This is a genomic window from Bradyrhizobium sp. LLZ17 (assembly GCF_041200145.1).
In the GTDB taxonomy this organism is placed as follows: Bacteria; Pseudomonadota; Alphaproteobacteria; order Rhizobiales; family Xanthobacteraceae; genus Bradyrhizobium.
The window spans coordinates 1,254,557-1,274,466 of record NZ_CP165734.1; the positions used below are offsets into that span (position 1 = coordinate 1,254,557).

Genomic DNA, 19,910 nt, shown 5'->3' on the forward strand with positions numbered 1-19,910 from the left:
GATAGACGCCGCGCTTGTAGGCGCCGTCCCGATTCACATCTTCTTATAGGCGTCGATCAAGGCCTGGCCATCGGCGCCGGCCTTCTTGAGCCAGTCGGCCGTGAGCTGCTCGCCAACCTTCTGGAAGCCGGCCTTCAGCGCAGTGCTCGGCGGCTCGACCGTCATGCCCTTGGCCTTGAGCTGGTCGATGTACCAATTGGCCTTCTCTTCCCAGGCTTTCCAGCCGCGCGTCTCTGCGGTGGCGGCGGCCTTGAGGATGGCTTCCTGGGTCGGCTTGTCGAGCGCGTCGAAGGCGGCCTTGTTGACGAAGGTGTAGTCCTTGGGGATCCAGGCCTGTACGTCGTAGAAGTATTTCAGCGACCCTCAGGCCTTCGCATCATAGCCGGTGCCGCCCGACGACATGAACGAGTTTACGACGCCGGTGGCGAGTGCCTGCGGCAGCTCGGCCGCCTGGATCGTGACCGACTGGGCGCCGACCAGTTCGCCGATGCGCGCGGTTCCGACATTGTAGGCGCGCCATTTAAGGCCCTTCATGTCCTCGATCGTGGCAAGCGGCTTGTTGACGTAGACCCCCTGCGGCGCCCAGGGCACGGCGAAGAGCAGCTTGAGGCCTTGTGCATCCAGCTTCTTGGAGATCAGGGCCTTGGAGGCCTGATAAAGCTTCATCGCATCCGGAAAGCTGGTCGCAAGGAAAGGCACGACGTCGATACCGTAGACCGGGTCCTCATTCTCATGGATCGACAGCAGTACCTCGCCCATTTGCGCCTGGCCGGTCATCACCGCACGCTTGATGTCGGGGGCCTTGAACAACGAGGCTCCCGGATGGACCGTGATCTGAAGCTTGCCCGAGGTGGCGGCTTCGACGTCCTTGGCGAAGGCGACTAGGTTCTCTGAATGCGGATTGTCGGCGGGGTATGCTGCCGGCAAGTTCCACTTAGTTTGGGCCGAGACGGGCGTTGCGGCGAGCAAGGCGCCGGCGATCAGGCCTGCGCGAATGAGACGAGACTTCATTGGACTTCTCCTCACGGTCGAATTGAGATCAGTCGGGGAAAGCGAGTTTGGGCAGAAGCATCACGATCCGCGGATACTCGGTGATGATGAACACCGCGGCCAGCAGCAGCACAAAGAACGGGAACGCCGCCCGCGCAACCGTGATGGTGTCGCGGCCGCTCATGTTCTGAAGCACGAACAGGTTGAAGCCGACCGGCGGCGTGATCTGCGCCATCTCGACGTGGATGATCAGATAGACGCCAAACCAGACCAGATCGAGCCCGGCCTGCTTCACCATCGGCAGCACGATGACTGCGGTCAGTACGATCATCGAAATGCCGTCGATCAGACATCCCAGGATGATGTACATGATGCTGAGATATAGCGCGAGCATGCCCGGCGTAAGGTGCTGCCCCTGGACCCAGGTGGCGAGCGCCGCGGGGATGCCTGTATAGGCCATCGCCGCCGTGGTGTAGGCCGCGCCCGCCAGAATCAGCATGATCATGCAGGTCAGGCGCGTGGCGCTCATGATACTCTCGAAGAAGTTCTTGCGCGTCAGCGTGCCGCTCCACCACGCCAGAAGCAGTGCGCCCGTGACGCCCCATGCGGCGCATTCGGTTGCGGTTGCAAAGCCGAGCACGAGGGAGAGGAAGACCGCGAGGATCAGCAGCAGGCAAGGTGCAAGCCGCGCCGACTCGCGCAGCTTTTGCCGGAACGGCATCGGCGGGTCGCGGGGCGGAATTTTGCTTGGGTTCAGCAGTGACCAGATGATGATGTATCCGGAATAAAGCACCATCACGAGTACGCCCGGCAGGAAGCCGCCGAGGAAGACCTGGAGCACGGAGACGTTCGCCGTGACCGCGTAGACCACCATCGGAATCGAAGGCGGAATCAACAGGCCGAGCGTGCCGGAGCCAGCGAGAGAGCCGAGACTGAGAGCCTTGTCGTAACCACGCTTGTCGAGCTCCGGCAGGGCGATCTTGCCGATGGTGGCACAGGTCGCTGCCGACGACCCTGACACCGCTGCGAAGATCCCGCAGCCGATCACGTTCACATGCGTAAGCCGGCCCGGCAGCCACTGCACCCAGGGCGATAGGCCACGGAACATCTCCTCGGACAATTTAGTGCGAAATAGGAGTTCACCCATCCAGATGAACAACGGCAGCGCGGCTAGCGTCCATGACGAGCTCGCGCTCCAGGTGGTGGTGGCCAGCACCGACCCTAGGGGCAGGCTCGTGGTCAGCGCCATCGCGACGAAGCCGACGAGCCCGAGCGAAACCGCGATCCAGACCCCACTTCCGAGCAGCAGGATCATGACGCCGAGCAGGACGAAGGAAAGCTCAATCATGCCGAGATTGGCCATGGTCAACCTCCACCGCCCTGCGAGATGCGCTCGATGAATTCGTCCGGCGTCTCGTCCGGCGAGCCCTTCTCGTAGGTTGGCCGCTTGCCGCCCACGACACTGACCATCTCGTCAATCAGCGCGATCGACAGGATCACGAGGCCGCCGGCAAAGCCAAGCTGGGGAATCCAGAGCGGAACCGCGAGCACGCCTTGCGCCACGTCGTTGAAGCGCCAGGAGTCGTAAGTCATTTGCAACGCGTGTCGGGTGAAATAGAGAACGAAGGCGGTCGCAATTGCGAGCGCCACGATCTCCGCGACCTGCTTGGTCCGTCCGTGCAGGCGTTCCAGCAGCAGGCCGACGCGGATCATCTCGCCGCGCTTGAAGGTGTGGGCGAGGCCGAGAAAGGCCATTGCGGCCATGCACCATGATGCGAAATCATCACCGGCTGGAATGTTGAGCGCAAACTGCCGCCCGACCGACATCGCCATCATGATGGCGAAGATCGCAACCAGGAATACGCCGGCCGCGATGCCCGAGCCGAGATAAAGCAGATCCAGTGCGCGCCGGACCAGTCCGGCAGAGTTTACATCGTGCTCGTGCCCTGCCACGCGGTCCCCATCCTCATCCAGCGGCCTAATCAAGCCTGACTATCGCCACCAGCCCAGCCTCTGTCCTTCAGACGTTAGACCAACACGATGAGGCTTGCGAAGCAAGGAGCATCCCACCCTGCAGCAAATTTCTGCTGGATATGCTCAGTGCGTCTCCAGCCGCATTCCGTCATAGGCCGGCACCACGCCGGATGGCAGCGATTGCCGGATCACTTCGTAATCGACGTCGGCCGTCATGTTGGTGATGACTGCGCGCTTCGGCTTGAAGCGTTCGATCCAGGACAGCGCGTCGTTGATGCTGAAATGGCTGGGATGGCCGGTATAGCGCAGGCCGTCGACGATCCAGAGATCGAGATTCTCCAGCGCGTCCCAGCTCTCGCGCGGGATGTCGTTGAGGTCGGGCGTATAGGCCGCATTGCCGATGCGATAGCCGAGCGCGGGGATCTGGCCGTGCTGGACCACGAAGGCAGTCATCGTGACGTCCCCGCCCTTGCCGCCGATCACCCGCGTCTCACCGGCCTCAATCGAATGCCGGCTGAGGATCGGCGGATAGTCGCTGCCCTCCGGTGAGATGAAGCAATAGGAGAACCGCGCCATGATGTCCTTGGCGGTCGACTGATTGAAATAGACCGGAATGCGCTTGCGCATATGGATCACGACCGAGCGCAGATCGTCCATGCCGTGGGTCTGGTCGGCATGTTCGTGCGTCAAGAACACGGCGTCGATGTGGTCGACATTGGCATCGATCAACTGCTCGCGGAGGTCGGGCGACGTATCGATCACGATGCGCGTGGTGCCATGACCTGATGTCTGCTCGACCAGCAGCGAGCAACGGCGGCGGCGGTTCTTGGGATTATTGGGATCGCAGGCGCCCCAGCCGAGGGCCGGACGCGGCACGCCGGCGGAGGAGCCGCAGCCCAGGATTGTCAGCGTCAGTGTCATGCGGCTCCCAATTCAGGCTTTCACCTTCGAGAACAGGCGGAAGAAGTTTTCGGTGGTTTGGCGCGAGATCTCCTCGACCGACACGCCGCGGCTCTCGGCCAGCACCTTTGCGACCTCGACGACATAAGCCGGCTCGTTGCGTTTGCCGCGAAACTTGCCGGGCGCAAGATATGGAGAATCCGTTTCGACCATAATGCGATCGGACGGCAGTTCGGCCGCAAGCGAACGCAGCGCCTCCGACTTCTTGAAGGTCAGGATGCCCGTGAATCCGATGTAGTGCCCAAGCGACACCGCCTTCAGCGCCAGCTCGCGCCCACCCGTGTAACAATGCAGCACGGCGCGAAACGATCCCTTCGCGGCTTCCTCTTCCAGGATGCGGGCGCAATCCTCATCGGCCTCGCGGGTGTGGATCACGAGCGGCAGACCGGTCGCGCGGGCCGCGGCAATGTGGGCGCGAAAGCCTCGCCTGTGCCTCGGGCGAGCCGTCATCGTAGAAATAGTCGAGCCCGGCTTCGCCGAGCGCCACGACTTTCGGATGCTGCGTCAGCGCGATCAGCTCGTCTGGTGCGATGCCGTCCTCCTCATCCGCATTGTGCGGATGGGTGCCGACCGAGCAATAGACGTCGTCGTATCGTTCAGCGATCGCGATGAGGTCGTTGAGCCGGCGCACCCTGGTCGAGATCGTGACCATGCGGCCGATGCCGGCCGCGCGGGCGCGCGATACGATGCCGTCGAGATCTTCGGCAAAGTCCGGAAAATCCAGATGGCAGTGACTGTCGACCAGCATCGTGCGAACGCCTCTAGGCCGCCGGCTCTATGTAGCGCGGGAACGCCGGTGTCGGCGCCGGAAGCGTTGAGCCTGGCATGATGCGCTTGGCGCCGCCAAGCATGGCGAAGTCGCGCTCGGCCGCTGGGACACCGAGGCTGTCGAGCAGCAATCCCGATGCGGTCGGCATCGCCGGCTGGGCCAGGATCGCAACCTGGCGCACGACTTCGGCGGTGACATAGAGCACCGTTTTCTGGCGTGCCGGATCGGTCTTGGCGAGCGCCCACGGCGCCTCGCCCGCAAAGTAGCGGTTGGCTTCCGCGACCACGGCCCACACGGTATTGAGCCAGTGATGGATCTGCTGCGTCGCCATCGCCTGGCGGCTGGCTGCGATCATGCCGTCGGCCTGCGCCAGGATCGCCTTGTCGTTGTCGCTGAATTCGCCCGGCTCCGGCAGCACGCCGCCGAATTGTTTTGCGATCATCGACAGCGAGCGCTGCGCGAGGTTACCGAGGTCGTTGGCGAGATCCGCATTGATGCGCGCGACGATGGCTTCGTGATTGTAGTTGCCGTCCTGGCCGAACGGCACTTCGCGCAGAAAGAAATAGCGCATCTGGTCGACGCCATACTGGTCGGCGAGATTGAAGGGGTCGACGACGTTGCCGACCGATTTCGACATCTTCTCGCCCCTGCTGAACAGGAAGCCGTGGGCATAGACCCGCTTCGGCAGGGCAATGCCGGCCGACATCAGGAATGCCGGCCAGTACACGGCGTGGAAGCGGATGATGTCCTTGCCGATGATGTGCACGTCGGCTGGCCAATAGCGCCAGTTTTTGTCGCCCTCCTCGGGGAAGCCGACGCCGGTGATGTAGTTGGTCAGTGCGTCGACCCAGACATACATCACGTGCTCTTCGTCGCCGGGTACCTTGACGCCCCAGTCGAACGTCGTGCGCGAGATCGAGAGGTCGCGCAGCCCGCCTCGTACGAAGCTTACCACCTCGTTCTTGCGCGAGTCAGGGCCGATGAAATCGGGCTGCGCCTCGTAGAGCTTGAGCAGTTTGTCTTGATAGACCGACAGGCGGAAGAAGTAGCTCTTCTCCTCGACCCACTCGACCGGCGTGCCCTGCGGCCCGAGACGAACCCCGTCGTCGTTCAGGCGCGTTTCATCCTCGGCGTAATACGCCTCGTCGCGCACCGAGTACCAGCCGGAATAGATGTCGGTATAGATGTCGCCGTTCGCAGCCATGCGGCGCCAGATTTCCTGGCTCGAGCGGTGGTGCTGCTCTTCGGTGGTGCGGATGAAGCGGTCGAACGACACGTTCAGACGCTCGTCCATCTCCCTGAAACGGCCGGCATTGCGGGCGGCGAGCGCGGATGGGGTGAGACCCTCGTTCTGCGCGGTCTGGATCATCTTCAACCCGTGCTCGTCGGTGCCAGTCAGGAAGAACACGTCCTTGCCGTCGAGCCGCGCAAAGCGCGCCAGCACGTCGGTCGCGATCGCCTCATAGGCGTGGCCGATATGTGGACTGCCGTTGGGATAGGCGATCGCGGTCGTGATGTAGAAAACGTTGTCGCGCGCAGCTGCCGCTACGGGCGCTGTAGCCTTCGGGGCAGCACTCTTCGGCGCGCGCGGCGCCTTCGGCTTGAGGGCTTTCGCCGGAGCAATGACAGGAACTGGCGCCGCAGCCGGCGCAATTGCCGTCGCTTTTTTGGCTATCTTCTTCGCTGGCGCGGTGTTCTCCGAAGGTGCCTTGGCCGGCGTCCTGGCCGCCTTCTTCGTCGATGCCTTCTTGGTCTTTGATGATTTCTTGGCGCCGAGCCGTTTTTTTTCGCAGCCTTCTTGCCGGCTGTCTTTGTCGCCTTCGTCACGCGTTTTTTGGAGGCCGCTCTCTTGGCTTTTTTCTTGGCCTTGTTGGACGCCTTAGACGCACGCGCCTTCGCAGCCTTTTTCACAGGCTTCTTCGCAGTCTTCCTGCCGCTCTTGCGCTTGACGGTTTTCTTAGCTCGCGATGCCACCACGAATTCCTTTGCCGGCTTCTCAAAATTTGGAAACGAACGTCATGATCCTCGGAAATCCGCTGCACACTTTTCCGGATCATGCTCTAGCGCGTTGCGTCCGCCAGCCAGCCGAACACCGAGAAAACCAGGGGCTTTCGCTCCAGATTGTAGGTTTCGGTGTCGCGCGCGGCGCGGACGATCTTTTCCCATACCTCCGCAAGGCGCGCAAGGCGCGGCAGGTTCTGGTTGGCATTGGCCTCGACCGCATGTAGGCGTTCCGCAATCCAGCGGTCGATGCCGTCGATGAAGGCCGCAAGCGCGACGCGGTCGCTGCTGCCGAGCGAATCGCCGAGCGTGTGCAATTCACGCGGATCGACCTGCGGCAGGCGCGCCAGCAACGCCGCCGTCCGCTGTTGCAGCTTGAGCGCATCGCCACCGAGCAGCGTCAGCGCCCGCGCGACGCTGCCCTCGGAGGCCTCCGCCGCTTCGCGCAGTGCCAGGTCGGTTCGAGCGAGACCGGCGGCCGAGGCCGCAGCGTCGATCACCTCTTTGGTCGCGAGCGGCCGCAGGCGCAGCTTGCGGCAGCGCGATTGGATGGTGGCCAGCACGCGCGCCGGCGCATGGCTCACCAACAGAAACAGAGATTGCAGCGGCGGCTCCTCCAAGACCTTCAGGAGTGCATTCGCCGCATTGGGGTTGAGCTCGTCGACGGTATCGACGATGCAGACACGCCAGCCTTCGGCCGCAGCGGTCGAGCCAAAGAACGAGATGGTCTCGCGCGTCTCGTCCACCGTGATCACGGTGCGCATCACGCCACGGTCGTTCGCGGTGCGCTCCAGCGTCAGCAGCCCGCCATGCGAGCTGGCCGCGACTTGCCGCGCCACGGCGTGGTTGGGATCGATCGCGAGATTTTCGGCGCGTTGCACGGAAGGCGCCAGTGGTTGGGCGTGAGCGAGCACGAAACGCGCCATGCGATAGGCCAGCGTCGCCTTGCCGATCCCCTGCGGTCCACCGATCAGCCAGGCATGCGGGATGCGCCCGCTGCGATAGGCTGCCAGCAGCGCCGTCTCTGCCTCGCGATGGCCGAACAGCAGGCTCGTCTCGCGCGGGTGCGGAATGGCGCTCTCGCGCTCGACCTGACGCGGGCTCATGCTGAAACCACCGATGCCGGCGTGGGAAGCAGGCGTTCGTGCAACGCGGTCCAGATCCGTCCCGCGACGGTCTCGGGGTCGGAATTGGCATCGATCAGCACGCAGCGCGCGGGCTCGTCCGCCGCGATTTTGCGATAGGCTTCGCGCAGGCCCTGGTGAAACCGCAGGTTCTCGCCCTCGAACCGGTCAGGCGCGCCGCTGCCGCGCCGCGCGGCGGCGCGCTGCAAGCCGATCTCGACCGGCAGGTCGAGGATGATGGTGAGGTCCGGCTTGAGATCGCCAATCGTGACCCGCTGCATCGCATTGATGAGCGCGGCCGGCACGCTGCCGAGGCTGCCCTGGTAGGCTCGCGTCGAGTCGGCGAAACGGTCGCACAGCACCCATATGCCCCGATTGAGCGCGGGCTCGATCAGAGTACGGACATGGTCGTCGCGGGCGGCGGCAAACAGCAGCGTCTCGGCCTCGGGGCCGAGCAGCTTGCCCATACCCGAGAGCACCAGATGGCGCATGATCTCGGCGCCCGGCGAGCCGCCCGGCTCGCGTGTGACCAGGGTGCGCAGCTTGGCCGCATGGAGGCGGTCTGCGAGCTTCTTGATCTGGGTCGACTTGCCCGTCCCCTCGCCGCCTTCAAAGGTGATGAAGCGTCCGCGTCCGGACGGCCGCTGTCCTGCGCTCTCACTCATGATCAGAGCTTCTCGGCGCCTGCGCGGAACATGCCGATCGCGAGCTCGCTGGCGCCGTCGATCGCACGGCGGACGGTCGAGCCGGTGCCGATCGCATCAGCCGCATAGACTGGCGTCTCCACCGCGATGTTACCGCCGCGCCAGACCCGCACCACGCCGACCTGCTGGCCGGCCTCGACCGGCGCGCGCACCGGACCGCTATAGACGACGCGCGCAATCAGCTTGTCGCCGCCGCTCTTGTGCACCATCACCTTCACCGGCGTCTTGGCAACCAGCTTCACCGATCGGCTCTCGCCCCCGAACACCTTGGCGTAGCCGACCGGTTGGTCGGCGGCGATCAGCGTGCGGGTCTCGAAATTGCGAAAGCCCCATTCCAGCATCTTCTTGGCTTCCGTGGCGCGGTCCTCCGGGTCTTCCAACCCGTTGACGACGACGATCAGCCGCGTGCCGTTTTGCACAGCCGAGCCGACCATGCCGTAGCCGCCTTCCTTGGTGTAGCCGGTCTTGAGACCATCGGCGCCTTCCATCGAATTGAGCAGTGGATTGCGGTTGGGCTGGCGGATCTTGTTCCAGGTGAACTCCTTCTCGCCGAACAGTTTGTAGAATTCGGGGAAGTCCAGGATGATGTGACGCGCGAGAATGCCGAGCTCGCGCACCGTCATCTTGTTGCCGGGGTCAGGCAAGCCGTTGGAGTTGGCGAAGGTCGACTTGGTCAAGCCGAGTTCGCGGGCGCGCTTGGTCATGAAATCGGCAGCGAAAATCCGCTCGCTGCCGGCGATGCCTTCGGCAAGCGCGATGCAGGCATCGTTACCGCTCTGGATGATCGCGCCGTGCAGGAGGTCGTCGACCGAGACCTTGCTATTGATGGCCGCGAACATGGTCGAGCCGCCGGACGGGGCGCCGCCCTTGCGCCAGGCATTCTCGCTGATCCGGTATTCGTCCGTCAGCTTGACGTCGCCCTTCCTGATCGCATTGAACACGACTTCCGCGGTCACGAGCTTCATCATGCTGGAGGGCGCGCGCAGCTCGTCGGCGTTTTTCTCGAACAGGACGCTGCCGCTGGAGGCCTCGATCAGGATCGCGGTAGGGGCGTCGCCGTCAAAGCCGGCGTCTTCGGTCTTCTTGGCGCCCTGGACGCTCTGGTTGGCGGCATAGAGCACCCCGCTCCAACCGACGCTTGCGACCAGCACCCCGGCAACGAGTCCGCGCATCAACGCTCCGGCCGTGAACCGGGTGAGACGCAGCGAAGTGAGACGAAATGCCATGGCCAAGCCCTGAGAGCGGCGTTCTAACAGCTGGAACCGGAGCGAACAACACGAGGATGGCTGCTTGCTCTCGAGATTGCACGATTCGCGTCACGCCCCTATCGTGGCACCTGATGTTTCGCGACCAAACCTCTGAAACAAGGCGGAAAAGCGATGTCCTCCACCCGCGTCATCAAGGCCAACGGGATCGACCTCTTCATCCGCGAGGCAGGCCATGGACCGCTGGTTGTGCTGTGCCATGGCTGGCCGGAACTTTCCTATTCCTGGCGACACCAGATCCCGGCGCTCGCGGCCGCCGGATTTCACGTCGTCGCTCCCGACATGCGCGGCTACGGCCAAAGCTCGGCGCCAACTGACGCCGCCGCCTACTCGATCTTCGACACCGTCGGCGACGTCGTCGGCCTCGTCCAGGCGCTCGGCGAGACCAAGGCGATCGTGGTCGGCCACGACTGGGGCGCGCCGGTCGCGTGGCATGCGGCACTGTTCCGTCCCGATATCTTCACGGCTGTCGCGGGCCTGAGCGTGCCCCCGCCGTTCCGCGGTCGCGGCAAGCCGCTCGAGCTATTACGTCAGGGCGGCATCACCAATTTCTACTGGCAGTATTTCCAGACCCCTGGCGTCGCCGAGGCCGAACTCGAGCGCGACGTGGCCCGCACCATGCGCATCGTGCTCGGCGGCCGTGGACTTGCCGATCCGACCGCGGCGATGTTCGTGCAGGAGGGCAAGGGCTTTCTCGGCCATGCCACCTCCGAGGACCCGTTGCCGGCGTGGCTGAGCGAGGTTGATCTGGCCTATTTCACCGAGGCCTTCCGCAAATCCGGCTTCCGCGGCGGGTTGAACTGGTATCGCAACATCGATCGCAATTGGGAGCTGACCGCGCCCTGGCAGGACGCGCAGATCCACCAGCCTTCGCTTTTCATCGCCGGTTCGCGGGATGCCGTCATCACCGGCCTGATCGGCGCCAAGCGTGTCAACGAGCTGGAGCGCGTGCTGCCTAATCTCACGCGAAAGCTGATCATCGAGGGCGCCGGGCATTGGGTGCAGCAGGAGCGGCCCGACGAGGTCAACGCGGCACTGATCAACTTCCTGCGCGAAGCCGCGGCACGGTAACCGTCTAATACAGGCCGCGCCCGCTCAGGATGCCGCGGGCCTCGGCTGCGCCGCTGTCGGAGAAGGAGGCCGAGGTCGGGCCGTTGTCGGCGGTGTAACGGCCATCCTCGTCATAGGACACCGCGCGGGCGTTCTGGAGCGCCCGGCCCCGGCTGCGGCTCGAGGCTGACATCTCCGACGTCGCGTTGATCGAGGCGAGATCGGCCGAGGTGTTGCCGAGATTGTAGGGACGCCCCTCCGGCGTCGGAACCTCGCCACGTATGGCACCGCGGGTCGATGAGGGCAGCTCCGGCACAAACGGCCTCGCCGAGGCGACCCGGACCATCGAGGGCGACGGCGCCGGAACGCCGCTGCGCAAGGTGGCCATCAGCTGGCGGTCGTCGGAGCCTTCCAGCGGCGCCCGGCCGACATATTCGACGCGGACCCTGGCGACACCATTGCCTTTGAATTCAAGGAGTTCAGCGGCCTTGTTCGAGACGTCGATGAGCCGGTTGCCGTGATAGGGGCCGCGGTCATTGACCCGGACGATCAGCGACATGCCGTTCGAGAGGTTGGTCACCCGCGCATAACACGGCATCGGCAAGGTCGGATGCGCCGCCGTCAGCGAGCCCATATCGAACACTTCGCCATTAGCAGTCTGGCGGCCGTGGAAATCGTCGCCGTACCAGGACGCCAGGCCCTCGGCGCGGTAGTTGACGTCCTCCTCCGGCACGTAGGTCCGCCCGGCAACCACATAGGGCTTGCCGACGCGGTAGGTGCCGCCGCCCTTGGGGACCGGGTCGCCCCAGGCCACGACCCGGGGGCTCGAGGACACGCCGTATTTCGGGTCGACGCGGCTGGCGAATTTGCCCGACGAGGCGCAATTGGCGAGCGCGAGGCAGGCGGCCACCGCAGCAACGCTACGTGCGGCCCGCACCACCGAATCTGATCGTCGGATCCCCATTCGCCCCAAATACCATTTCGCCGGAGATGAGCCCAACCCGCTTTGGCTACGGGGAGCGTCGTCCGGTCCTCAAGCTCCGGGGCGGCCCACCACCGCGCCGGAAGTCGTGACGATATCGCAACCCGAACACGGCGGAAATGGGGAGCCCACAACGTTCGCGCCGAGATGGTAAACGAAATGCGCGCCCTTCCCCCGTCAATCTACGGAGCATGGGAGCATCGCGGCGGCCGTGTCTGTGTCACGCTTGAACAAGCTGTTGCGCCAAATCCTCACTCCACCCCCATTGTCTGAGGCTGCACTGGAATTCTTTTGACTGTGCAAGGCTGCCCGCGTTTTCTCGCATGCAGGGGCGGGATTGGAATTCAACGATGATCGAGACGGTTTCGGCACTGATGGGTCTGGTAAGCGCTGGGATCTTCCTGGCCCATGCGTTTGAAGGCTACCGCACGAGGGCCTGAAGCACTCGCGCGGACGACATTGCACCACCTCTTCATGACGGCACGTTCGGACAATTTTAATCGATCCGATCGAGCATCGCAGACGAGAGCAGCAGGTGTCCCATGCGTAACCATGATCTCGTATCCGATGGCTTCCTGGCATTGACCGCAGGCGGATTGGTCCTGCTCTGCTCGAGCCTCGTGGCCCTGGCCTTCGGCTAATCCTCCGACACGCTTCCCCCTGCCAAGCCGCGACGCAGCATGCGTCCCGTCCGGGATTGTCGCGCTCCCGCCGGTGAAGCTGCCGAACCAGAAATAGCCGAGCCCCCTCTGAAGCTGAGATACGCGCCGTTCAGCGCAAACCCAACAGCGAGCGGCGATAGAGGCTGTCGCGGGCCTCATTCAGGCAGACGAAGCTGCCGTCAAAGCCCTGGCGATAGCGCTTCTGTCCCTTGGCGTAATAGACGCCTTTCCTGAAATCCAGCCACACCACCTTGTCGACCGGGCAATGCCGCTGCGCCTGCGCCTCGTCGCGAAACGGCGTCAGCGGCAGCGCGGAGACGTCCGTGATGCCGGCGCCGAAGATCGCGATCAGGATCGCGCCGAGCGCCTTGCCGGGGATATTGCAGAACACAGGTCGGCCTCCGATCCGGGCCGCTCTCGCGACGACCTTCGACAGGATAGCACAGGACGGTGCGATCCCCCGGCGCCGTGAGCAGGATCGCGTCTTCCGGCGGCCATCTTGCCGGGCTACATGGGACGAGCTTTCACCTCGATCATCTCGATCATCGGACGCCGCATGTCGGCTGAGCCTGAGACGACCACCAGACCCTGACCGCGCTAAGATCGCCCTGAGCGCCGCGTAACGGTGTGGGATCAGCCTTTGTTCGCGGCCGCTTCGCGCGCGAGCCGCTCGGCTCTCAACCTTTCTCTATTGGCATAGAGCGCCTTCTGCGCAGCCTCATGGTCGCGCATGGCCTTCTCCGCCTCGACGCGGCGGGAGGCGTCGCGCGCCTGGCGCTGTTCAGGTGTCAGGGGTTTGCGTCGGAATGAAAGGTCTTCAGTCATGCCGGTACAACGCAGCCGCGTCGAGGCAGTTCCACACCATGCACCCGAACGGGCGTACGGAACTGACCGACCGCTCTCGATAAAAAAGTGAAAAACAACCCCATGCACAGTAGCCGGGACCTGCAGGATCAATGACTTACGCGTCTGCCAATCCCGTTTGACCCGTCGGGCAAAACAGGAGCATGATCCAATCATCGGCAGGTCCATCGGGAGCGTCGCTACGCTGGCTGCCAGGACAAGTTGCTGATCCGCTCCGGGCACTCCGGCCAAAGCAGTCACTGAGCTACCCACCGACGCTGTATCTGGCGATCGTCTGGCGGAAGGCAGTCCGGCGATGCTGTTCGCAGCTAGCGACGATCAGGTCTCAGGATACCACTCCTGACCGTATTGCCTTCTCATCTCGCGGTACGCACGCCTCTTGAACAGATACCGGACCGCTGCCATCGCGCACCAGCCAGCGCCAAGCGCCAACGCGACAGCAATCCAATCATTGGCCCATCTCCAATAGATGTTCGAGGCCGAGATCACGAATATGACCGAGACGCCGATCACGGTCTCGATGGATCGACTGGCTCTCTGAAGCCATTCCGTGAATAGCACGCGATCGAAGTAACGACTGGCATCACCCGCCCTCAAAGCAGGCATGCTCAATCGGGGCTGATGATCCGTCGGTGCACGATACGCCGACAATGCCGCAGCTTTCGAAGCGTTCTTGATGGCGCCGCCAGCGACGCCCACGCCGAGGACGTACAGCCACCCCTCGTTAAAATCAAAAAGGTGGGAGTTGACCAGACTGCTCAAGATATTTTGAGTTACGACAATCAGACCAAGCCAGTGGGCGAAGGATTTACCCAAGAAGAGTAAGACATGAGCACACCACATTGCGAACAGCAGGAGAGTGCCTACAAGTCCCCATTGGACAGCCACGTAGAGGGTCTGGTTGTGGGGATTGCGCACCGTATTGGCCCATTCACCCTCTTTGCCCTTCGCGGCATTCGCAAAGATCGTTTTGGTTGAACCGGTTCCGTGCCCAAAAATCGGCGCTTGCATTATCGCTTGGAGGGACGTGCGCCAATAGAAAAACCGCAGTCCTTGCGACGTCGCCAAATCAGTGTGGCGCTCGACTTCGTAATCTCTGATCGACAGTTCGACGCGCTGACGCAAGCTTGTCGAGGTCGAGAAACTCGCTATCGTCAAGCAGATTAGGCCACACAAAAACAACGTGGCGGTATAGCGATTGAGGTATCTCCAAACGAAAAGAAGTATCAGGACCGGGAAGTAAAGGAGCGCTGTGCGCCCCACCACAACGGTTGCCAAATTCTCGGCAGATCCCATCAACAAGACGGTGTAACCAAGGACAGCCACCGCTCGGCGTTTCCTCAGTGAATTCGCGAGAAGAGGTAGTAGCGCGAAAATGCAAAGCGCAAATTCTTGGGTTTGATCGATGTAATTTCTGACTGGGACGCCTGGGACCTCTGCCGCGCCAATCTTCAGGTTGGGTGCAAGGTAGACGATCCAAGAGAGAACCATAAGCGCCGAACACGAGAGAAGAAATGCGATGAAAGTCCATTCTCCACGCGGCGAACGTTGAAAATGGTAAATCAGCAAAGGGAGAGCGGCGAACTTAACGACGGGGCCAAGCCCCTGCGCCATGCCGGTTCGATCGACATCGGTCCACGACAGTCCAACCACCGCGAGCGCGAATAGGACCGCCGGTAAAAAACTTTCCGGTCGAACGAAAGATCTTTTCAGTTCGATCGGGTCGACCGTGGGAACCAAAACAACCAGCCAGATGGCCAACAAGATCTCGACGGCCGTTGTCGACCATGGCAATGCAGCTGCCGCGAGCGCCGGGTACCAGTCAACGCAGAGAAGCCAAAAGCGCGACCGCGGCCACGTCGCGATCGTGCGCAGCATTGAATAAGACAAACAATGGCCCCCCGGCCCAATTCACTACCCTCAGATATGATCTATTTTCTTTTCTGCTGCCACCACACGTAGCGTGCGTCTAGCATTGGTGCTACTCGTGGCTGCGCTGACGCTGACCTTGTGCTTCGGAGTTACAGCTTGGCGCCAGTCGGCCGGCAGAGACGTTGATATCAAAGCAGCGATCCCGCATCAGGAAATCGGCTGGCGAGCGAGGCCGAGCAACTGAAGGCGCTCTCACGCTCCGCCTCCATCCCACCATGATTCAACGGGCAACCATCCCCTTTCGGGGCACCTGGGCGCGCGGGAACGTTCGACCTTCTCCCGAGTCCTAGACGGGACCACTCATGTCGAGAGCGCCCGCATGGAACCGAACAAGCTGCAGGGTCTGCAAGCCGGGAGAGCACTGGCGGCGCTATCGGTCGCGTACTTCCATTCATACATGCTGCTCAACGGGTGGCCCCAGGACTATGTTTTTCGCATTCCTGGTCTCAGTGAGCACGGCTACCTCGGCGTCAATTTCTTCTTCGCGATCAGCGGATTTGTCATCAGCTCGGTCTGTGACAAACCTGAATTTTCACCGCGCCCATTTTTGATCAAACGCGTTTTCAGAGTTTATCCGGTTTATTTAGCCGTCATTCTCCTGACTATCGTCCTGAAGCTCGCGGGCGTCGCGATGCCCGGCGTGCTCTACAACTTCCCTCACGTCGCCTACTCGCTGACGCTGCTTCCCCAGGACGGTCAACCGTTCTACCCGGTGACGTGGTCGCTCGAATACGAGGTGATGTTCTATTTGCTCGCAGTTCTGGTCGTGCCGTTTCTCGGAGTGTGGGGACTTGCTGCGGTTCTGCTCGGTCTCGTCAGGTGGTCTATCACCAGCCCTCCGGACTTCTTTACCCTGCACCTCGTCTCAACAATCAATGCAGATTTTCTTGCTGGCGTACTCGCCTACTTGCTCCGGAAGCCGCTCTCTTTCATCCCACCGCTGCTTCTGATCGGCGCCGGATTGTTCGGCTATTACTGCGTCGCGGTTGAGCAGGTTTCATTTTCAGGCTCGGCCGGAGGGTTTCTTCTCGTTTCGGGATTGATCAACGCGCGATGGCGTTGGGATCATGCACCGTTGAAATGGCTGGCCAAGCTCGGCGACGCCTCCTATTCGCTCTATTTGTTGCACTTCATCCTGATCTGGATCGCTGTTGCTTTATTCGAGAGGACTCGATTGCCGCCGGCCTGGACAGCCGAGCCCCTGCGTTTCGCTTATGCGGCCGTTTGCATTTGGCTGTCAGTTCAGACTTATCGCCTGATCGAGCGGCCCATGATCCGACTTGGGAACCAGATCGTTGCGACCAGGGGACCGGAGCGCCTTCCCGTTCAAAATCCGGCCTCCGTGGGCGAAACCAGGCGCGGTGTTGCGGCGTTTAGCACCTACAAAGAAGTCTAGGAGAATATCCATGGTCCTCGGAGCAGCTGCTGCAGCGCTGGCCCTCCAGCTCGGGATGACCGCGCCGACGGTGCAGAACGAAACGCCGAACTTGGTCCAGGTCCGTGAAGGGCCGTGCAGCTACGGCTATGACATCGACGTTTACGGTCGGTGTTACCCGAACGGCGTGATCCCGCCGCAATATCAGGCCGCGCGCCAGTATCCGCGGTATCGGGACTCATACGGGTACTATGAACCGCGTCGAGCCTACAGGGACCAGTACCGCCGGCGCTACTACCGGGACGATTGAGGCAAAACGCCGACACTGGTCCAGCCTGGTCGATATCGCGGCGCGAGATGCGTCAGCCAGCGGGCACTCGGGGTTGAGGTGAGGTGCGCGCGGATCGGACGTGCGTCGCTCAGCCACGTAAGAGACGTTGTCCTGGCGGAAGAGGTGGGATTCGAACCCACGGTACCCTTGCGGGCACGCCGGTTTTCAAGACCGGTGCCTTAAACCACTCGGCCACCCTTCCGGACCAGCAGCATCAAGCACTTACAGGCGCCGAGATCAAGAACAGCCGTGAACAGAGTGTGGTTGGACACAAGTTTGGACAGTTTCAGAGCCGCAGCAAGCGCATAGTTGCGGAGTAGGACGGCCGGATGGTCGCCGATGCGCTGGGCCAGCGCGTGTACAGGAATGCGAGCATCGAGCAAGGGGGCTATGGATGCCGCGCAATCATCCTAGTTTTTCCCTGCCCCTACAACACCAGCCCAGGGTGCAATTCCTTGCTGAAATTGCGCAGGCTGCGCGGCGCAGTGAAGGCGAACTCCTCCCGCAGATTCGATGCCGCGGACAATAAGGAGGCGCCGGCAGGCAGCCGAACAAGCGATAGATCGACGTCTGCCGCATCACGCAACCCCGAGCAGGTACGATTGTGACGACAGTCACAGACCAGCCGCTTGCGTTCCGGAACGCTCCGAATACTCTGATCACATTCTGATTTGGGGCTTTATGGGCGCGCTTCGGTTATTGGCCTTATTGCTTTTCGCGACTTGGCTGGGCTGCGGGGTAGCCCATGCCGAGCGCCGGGTTGCGCTGGTGATTGGCAACTCCGCGTACAAGAGTGCGCCCCGGCTCGCCAACCCGGTGAACGATGCAACGCTGGTCGGCGGCATGTTCAAGAAGGCTGGGTTCGACAACGTCGACATCCGGCTGGACGTGAGCGCCGCCGAGATGCGCAGGGCACTGAGGGAGTTTGCCGGTAGGACTCGCGATGCTGAAGTCGCCGTGATCTACTACGCCGGCCACGGCATCGAGCTGGACGGCAACAACTACTTGATCCCTACGGATGCCACGCTGGAGACCGATGGCGATGTACTGGACGAGACGGTGGCGCTGGATCGCGCGTTGTTCGCCGTCGAACCTGCAAAGCAGCTCCGGCTCGTTATTCTCGACGCCTGCCGAGACAATCCTTTTGCCAAGACGATGAAGCGCACTTTGGCTTCGCGCGCGATTGGACGCGGCCTCGCCAAGATCGAGCCGACCAGTCCCAACACCATGATCGCGTTTGCGGCGAAGGCGGGCTCTACCGCCTCGGATGGTGACTCCAGGAACAGCCCGTTCTCAACGGCGCTAGTCGAGCGTTTGCCGACGCCGGGGCTCGGTCTGCGCAAAGCCTTCGGCTTTGTCCGCGACGATGTCCTCAAGAACACCGGTTACAAGCAGGAGCCCTATGTCTACGGCTCGCTTGGTGGAGAGGATGTGCCGCTGGTCCCAGCCAAGTCCGCAGCCGCTCCAGGACCGCAGGCAAGCCCGCAGGATGCGATCCGCAGGGATTATGAGCTGGCGTTACAGGCTGGCGACCGCGACGCATGGGAGGCGTTCCTGCAAGCCTATCCTGACGGCTTCTACTCGAACCTCGCGCGGGTGCAGTTGAAGAAGATAACCGCCGAAGACGTTCGTGCGGCGGCCGCCGATAAAGCTCGGCAGGCCGAGGAGGAGAAGGCCCGTCTCGTCGCCGAGCGTGCCAAGAAGACTGAGCAGGACAAGGCGGCAGCCGCTGCCAAAGCCGCTGAGGATGCCAGGCTGGCTGCCGAGAAGGCCAAGCAAGTCGAGGAGACGAAAGCCGCCGCCGCTGAGCAGCGAAGGAAGGAGGCAGAAGCGGCTGCGGCGAAGGCGCTGGCGGACAAACAGGCGGCCGAGAAGGCGCTTGCCGATAGGATCGCGAGTGACAAGGCGGCAGCCGAGCAAGCCAAGCAGACAGCCGAAAGTAAGAAGCAGATCGACAGCGAGCAAAAGGTGGCGGCCATCGCGCCGATCTCATCCACACCCACCCTGTCTTCTCAGGAGACCGCAAAGCTTGTCCAGTCAGAGCTGCGCCGCGTCGGCTGTCTGGCCGCCCCTACGGATGGTGACTGGAACGTATCGTCGGAGCGATCCCTCTCGATGTTCAATAAATATGCCGGCACGAAGTTCGACGCCAAGCTCGCGAGCTTCGAGGCGCTCGATGCCATCAAGGCCAAGCCGGGCCGGGTCTGCCCGCTGGTGTGCGATCACGGCTTCAAGGCCGATGGCGATGCTTGCGTCAAGATCGCCTGCCGCGTCGGCTATCGCATCAATGACAACAATGAATGCGAAAAGGTGCAGGACAAGAAGCCGGTTGCGACCCGCGAAGATGCCAAGCCGCGCGACGGCGAGAGGAGAAAGGTCGAATCAGCGCCGTCGAAGCCGCAGGCGTCTGGTCAGATCCTTTGCAACACTACAGGCTGTCGGCCGGTAAAGTCCGGCTGTCGCATTGTTAACTCGAAGAATTCAAGCGACTCAGGGTCACAAAGGGAAATGTGCAACTGAGCGGCGGCCGAGAGGCTGTGTGTTTAGCCCCCTACGCTCCAGGGCGCTCTCCCTCACAGGCGCATCATCCCCAACCGGCGAACCAGCAGCAGGGCTTCTATGGCCGCCTGCCATTCCGGCCGTCATGAACCGCCTTCAGCTTGGCGATGTAGCGGGCCGCGTCCAGCAGCGTGACCAGCTCGCCGCGCGGAACCCGGATTGGATCGTCGAAAGGCCGCCCCAGCCCTTTGTCATCTGGTCCTTCGGTCGCCGTCGCGCTCAGCCCCTGCCAGTGTGCGGGCCTGCTCCAGCGCTTCCGCCTCGGTCAGGAGATCGGCCCGGAGTCGGCGCCCGGCGCCATCATCCCAATAGAAAAAGACGCTGGCCCGGCCATCGCCGAAGCAGACCTCGTAGCTGCCGGTCATAGG

At 62.6% G+C, this 19,910-nt stretch carries 15 protein-coding genes, 1 tRNA gene and 3 pseudogenes; 4 read left to right on the forward strand and 15 right to left on the reverse strand.

The window, feature by feature from the left end:
* Positions 1-33 precede the first annotated feature (33 nt).
* The 9 genes and pseudogenes from AB8Z38_RS06215 to AB8Z38_RS06255 form a co-directional block, all read right to left on the reverse strand.
* Positions 34-1,011 (reverse strand): annotated as a pseudogene (locus AB8Z38_RS06215) (TRAP transporter substrate-binding protein).
* Positions 1,012-1,039: 28 nt separating this feature from the next.
* On the reverse strand, positions 1,040-2,353 hold the full coding sequence (locus tag AB8Z38_RS06220; protein WP_369723561.1) for a TRAP transporter large permease: 1,314 nt from the start codon (positions 2,351-2,353) through the stop codon (positions 1,040-1,042).
* Positions 2,354-2,355: 2 nt separating this feature from the next.
* The gene (locus AB8Z38_RS06225; protein WP_369723562.1) at positions 2,356-2,943 is read right to left on the reverse strand and encodes a TRAP transporter small permease; all 588 of its coding nucleotides are present in this window, start codon (positions 2,941-2,943) and stop codon (positions 2,356-2,358) included.
* Positions 2,944-3,087: 144 nt separating this feature from the next.
* The gene (locus AB8Z38_RS06230; protein ID WP_369723563.1) at positions 3,088-3,885 is read right to left on the reverse strand and encodes an MBL fold metallo-hydrolase; all 798 of its coding nucleotides are present in this window, start codon (positions 3,883-3,885) and stop codon (positions 3,088-3,090) included.
* A gap of 12 nt (positions 3,886-3,897) precedes the next feature.
* Positions 3,898-4,672 (reverse strand): annotated as a pseudogene (locus AB8Z38_RS06235) (TatD family hydrolase).
* A 13-nt stretch (positions 4,673-4,685) separates the two neighbouring features.
* A pseudogene (gene metG, locus AB8Z38_RS06240) lies at positions 4,686-6,667 on the reverse strand (methionine--tRNA ligase).
* An 86-nt stretch (positions 6,668-6,753) separates the two neighbouring features.
* Positions 6,754-7,800 (reverse strand): DNA polymerase III subunit delta', encoded by a 1,047-nt coding sequence (locus AB8Z38_RS06245; protein WP_369723564.1) that lies wholly within the window; start codon positions 7,798-7,800, stop codon positions 6,754-6,756.
* Complete coding sequence (gene tmk / locus AB8Z38_RS06250; protein ID WP_369723565.1) at positions 7,797-8,483, reverse strand: dTMP kinase; 687 nt, start codon at positions 8,481-8,483, stop codon at positions 7,797-7,799. The genes AB8Z38_RS06245 and tmk overlap by 4 nt, the downstream gene beginning before the upstream one ends.
* Positions 8,484-8,485: 2 nt before the next feature.
* Positions 8,486-9,748 carry a D-alanyl-D-alanine carboxypeptidase family protein gene (locus AB8Z38_RS06255; protein WP_369723566.1) on the reverse strand — a complete coding sequence of 421 codons (1,263 nt, stop codon included), beginning with the start codon at positions 9,746-9,748 and terminating at the stop codon, positions 8,486-8,488.
* 153 nt (positions 9,749-9,901) lie between these two features.
* On the opposite strand from AB8Z38_RS06255, the gene AB8Z38_RS06260 reads away from it, so the two are divergent.
* Positions 9,902-10,858: an alpha/beta fold hydrolase gene (locus AB8Z38_RS06260; protein ID WP_369723567.1), complete on the forward strand. Its 957-nt coding sequence runs from the start codon at positions 9,902-9,904 to the stop codon at positions 10,856-10,858.
* Positions 10,859-10,862: 4 nt separating this feature from the next.
* Here the strand turns inward: AB8Z38_RS06260 and AB8Z38_RS06265 are convergent, their stop codons facing one another.
* From AB8Z38_RS06265 to AB8Z38_RS06280, 4 genes are all read right to left on the reverse strand, one after another.
* Complete coding sequence (locus tag AB8Z38_RS06265; RefSeq protein ID WP_369723568.1) at positions 10,863-11,801, reverse strand: septal ring lytic transglycosylase RlpA family protein; 939 nt, start codon at positions 11,799-11,801, stop codon at positions 10,863-10,865.
* A gap of 789 nt (positions 11,802-12,590) precedes the next feature.
* Positions 12,591-12,872 carry a hypothetical protein gene (locus AB8Z38_RS06270; RefSeq protein WP_369723569.1) on the reverse strand — a complete coding sequence of 94 codons (282 nt, stop codon included), beginning with the start codon at positions 12,870-12,872 and terminating at the stop codon, positions 12,591-12,593.
* Between the two features lie 242 nt (positions 12,873-13,114).
* Positions 13,115-13,306 (reverse strand): hypothetical protein, encoded by a 192-nt coding sequence (locus AB8Z38_RS06275; RefSeq protein WP_369723570.1) that lies wholly within the window; start codon positions 13,304-13,306, stop codon positions 13,115-13,117.
* Positions 13,307-13,663: 357 nt separating this feature from the next.
* Complete coding sequence (locus tag AB8Z38_RS06280) at positions 13,664-15,106, reverse strand: O-antigen ligase family protein (RefSeq protein ID WP_369723571.1); 1,443 nt, start codon at positions 15,104-15,106, stop codon at positions 13,664-13,666.
* Between the two features lie 490 nt (positions 15,107-15,596).
* Here AB8Z38_RS06280 and AB8Z38_RS06285 point away from each other — a divergent pair, with 490 nt between their 5' ends.
* Together AB8Z38_RS06285 and AB8Z38_RS06290 are read left to right on the forward strand one after the other, a co-directional pair.
* Positions 15,597-16,673 carry an acyltransferase family protein gene (locus AB8Z38_RS06285; RefSeq protein WP_369723572.1) on the forward strand — a complete coding sequence of 359 codons (1,077 nt, stop codon included), beginning with the start codon at positions 15,597-15,599 and terminating at the stop codon, positions 16,671-16,673.
* A 10-nt stretch (positions 16,674-16,683) separates the two neighbouring features.
* Positions 16,684-16,962, forward strand: a complete 279-nt coding sequence (locus AB8Z38_RS06290) for a hypothetical protein (protein ID WP_369723573.1) — start codon at positions 16,684-16,686, stop codon at positions 16,960-16,962.
* 133 nt (positions 16,963-17,095) lie between these two features.
* On the opposite strand, the gene AB8Z38_RS06295 is transcribed toward AB8Z38_RS06290, so the two are convergent.
* Positions 17,096-17,185 (reverse strand) — tRNA-Ser (locus tag AB8Z38_RS06295).
* Positions 17,186-17,664: 479 nt separating this feature from the next.
* Between AB8Z38_RS06295 and AB8Z38_RS06300 the strand changes: the two genes are divergently transcribed.
* A complete protein-coding gene (locus AB8Z38_RS06300) occupies positions 17,665-19,503 on the forward strand; it encodes a caspase family protein (protein WP_369723574.1) in 1,839 nt (612 codons plus the stop codon).
* A gap of 230 nt (positions 19,504-19,733) precedes the next feature.
* Here AB8Z38_RS06300 and AB8Z38_RS06305 read toward each other — a convergent pair whose 3' ends face one another.
* Positions 19,734-19,907, reverse strand: a complete 174-nt coding sequence (locus AB8Z38_RS06305; RefSeq protein WP_369723575.1) for a hypothetical protein — start codon at positions 19,905-19,907, stop codon at positions 19,734-19,736.
* Positions 19,908-19,910 lie beyond the last annotated feature (3 nt).

Excerpts from the sequence above, each read along its gene's own strand:
- AB8Z38_RS06220 (WP_369723561.1), bottom strand. The coding sequence starts at position 2,353 with ATGGCCAATCTCGGCATGATTGAGCTTTCCTTCGTCCTGCTCGGCGTC.
- AB8Z38_RS06230 (WP_369723563.1), bottom strand. The coding sequence starts at position 3,885 with ATGACACTGACGCTGACAATCCTGGGCTGCGGCTCCTCCGCCGGCGTG.
- AB8Z38_RS06245 (WP_369723564.1), bottom strand. The coding sequence starts at position 7,800 with ATGAGCCCGCGTCAGGTCGAGCGCGAGAGCGCCATTCCGCACCCGCGC.
- tmk (WP_369723565.1), bottom strand. The coding sequence starts at position 8,483 with ATGAGTGAGAGCGCAGGACAGCGGCCGTCCGGACGCGGACGCTTCATC.
- AB8Z38_RS06255 (WP_369723566.1), bottom strand. The coding sequence starts at position 9,748 with ATGGCATTTCGTCTCACTTCGCTGCGTCTCACCCGGTTCACGGCCGGA.
- AB8Z38_RS06260 (WP_369723567.1), top strand. The coding sequence starts at position 9,902 with ATGTCCTCCACCCGCGTCATCAAGGCCAACGGGATCGACCTCTTCATC.
- AB8Z38_RS06265 (WP_369723568.1), bottom strand. The coding sequence starts at position 11,801 with ATGGGGATCCGACGATCAGATTCGGTGGTGCGGGCCGCACGTAGCGTT.
- AB8Z38_RS06275 (WP_369723570.1), bottom strand. The coding sequence starts at position 13,306 with ATGACTGAAGACCTTTCATTCCGACGCAAACCCCTGACACCTGAACAG.
- AB8Z38_RS06285 (WP_369723572.1), top strand. The coding sequence starts at position 15,597 with ATGGAACCGAACAAGCTGCAGGGTCTGCAAGCCGGGAGAGCACTGGCG.
- AB8Z38_RS06290 (WP_369723573.1), top strand. The coding sequence starts at position 16,684 with ATGGTCCTCGGAGCAGCTGCTGCAGCGCTGGCCCTCCAGCTCGGGATG.
- AB8Z38_RS06300 (WP_369723574.1), top strand. The coding sequence starts at position 17,665 with ATGGGCGCGCTTCGGTTATTGGCCTTATTGCTTTTCGCGACTTGGCTG.
- AB8Z38_RS06305 (WP_369723575.1), bottom strand. The coding sequence starts at position 19,907 with ATGACCGGCAGCTACGAGGTCTGCTTCGGCGATGGCCGGGCCAGCGTC.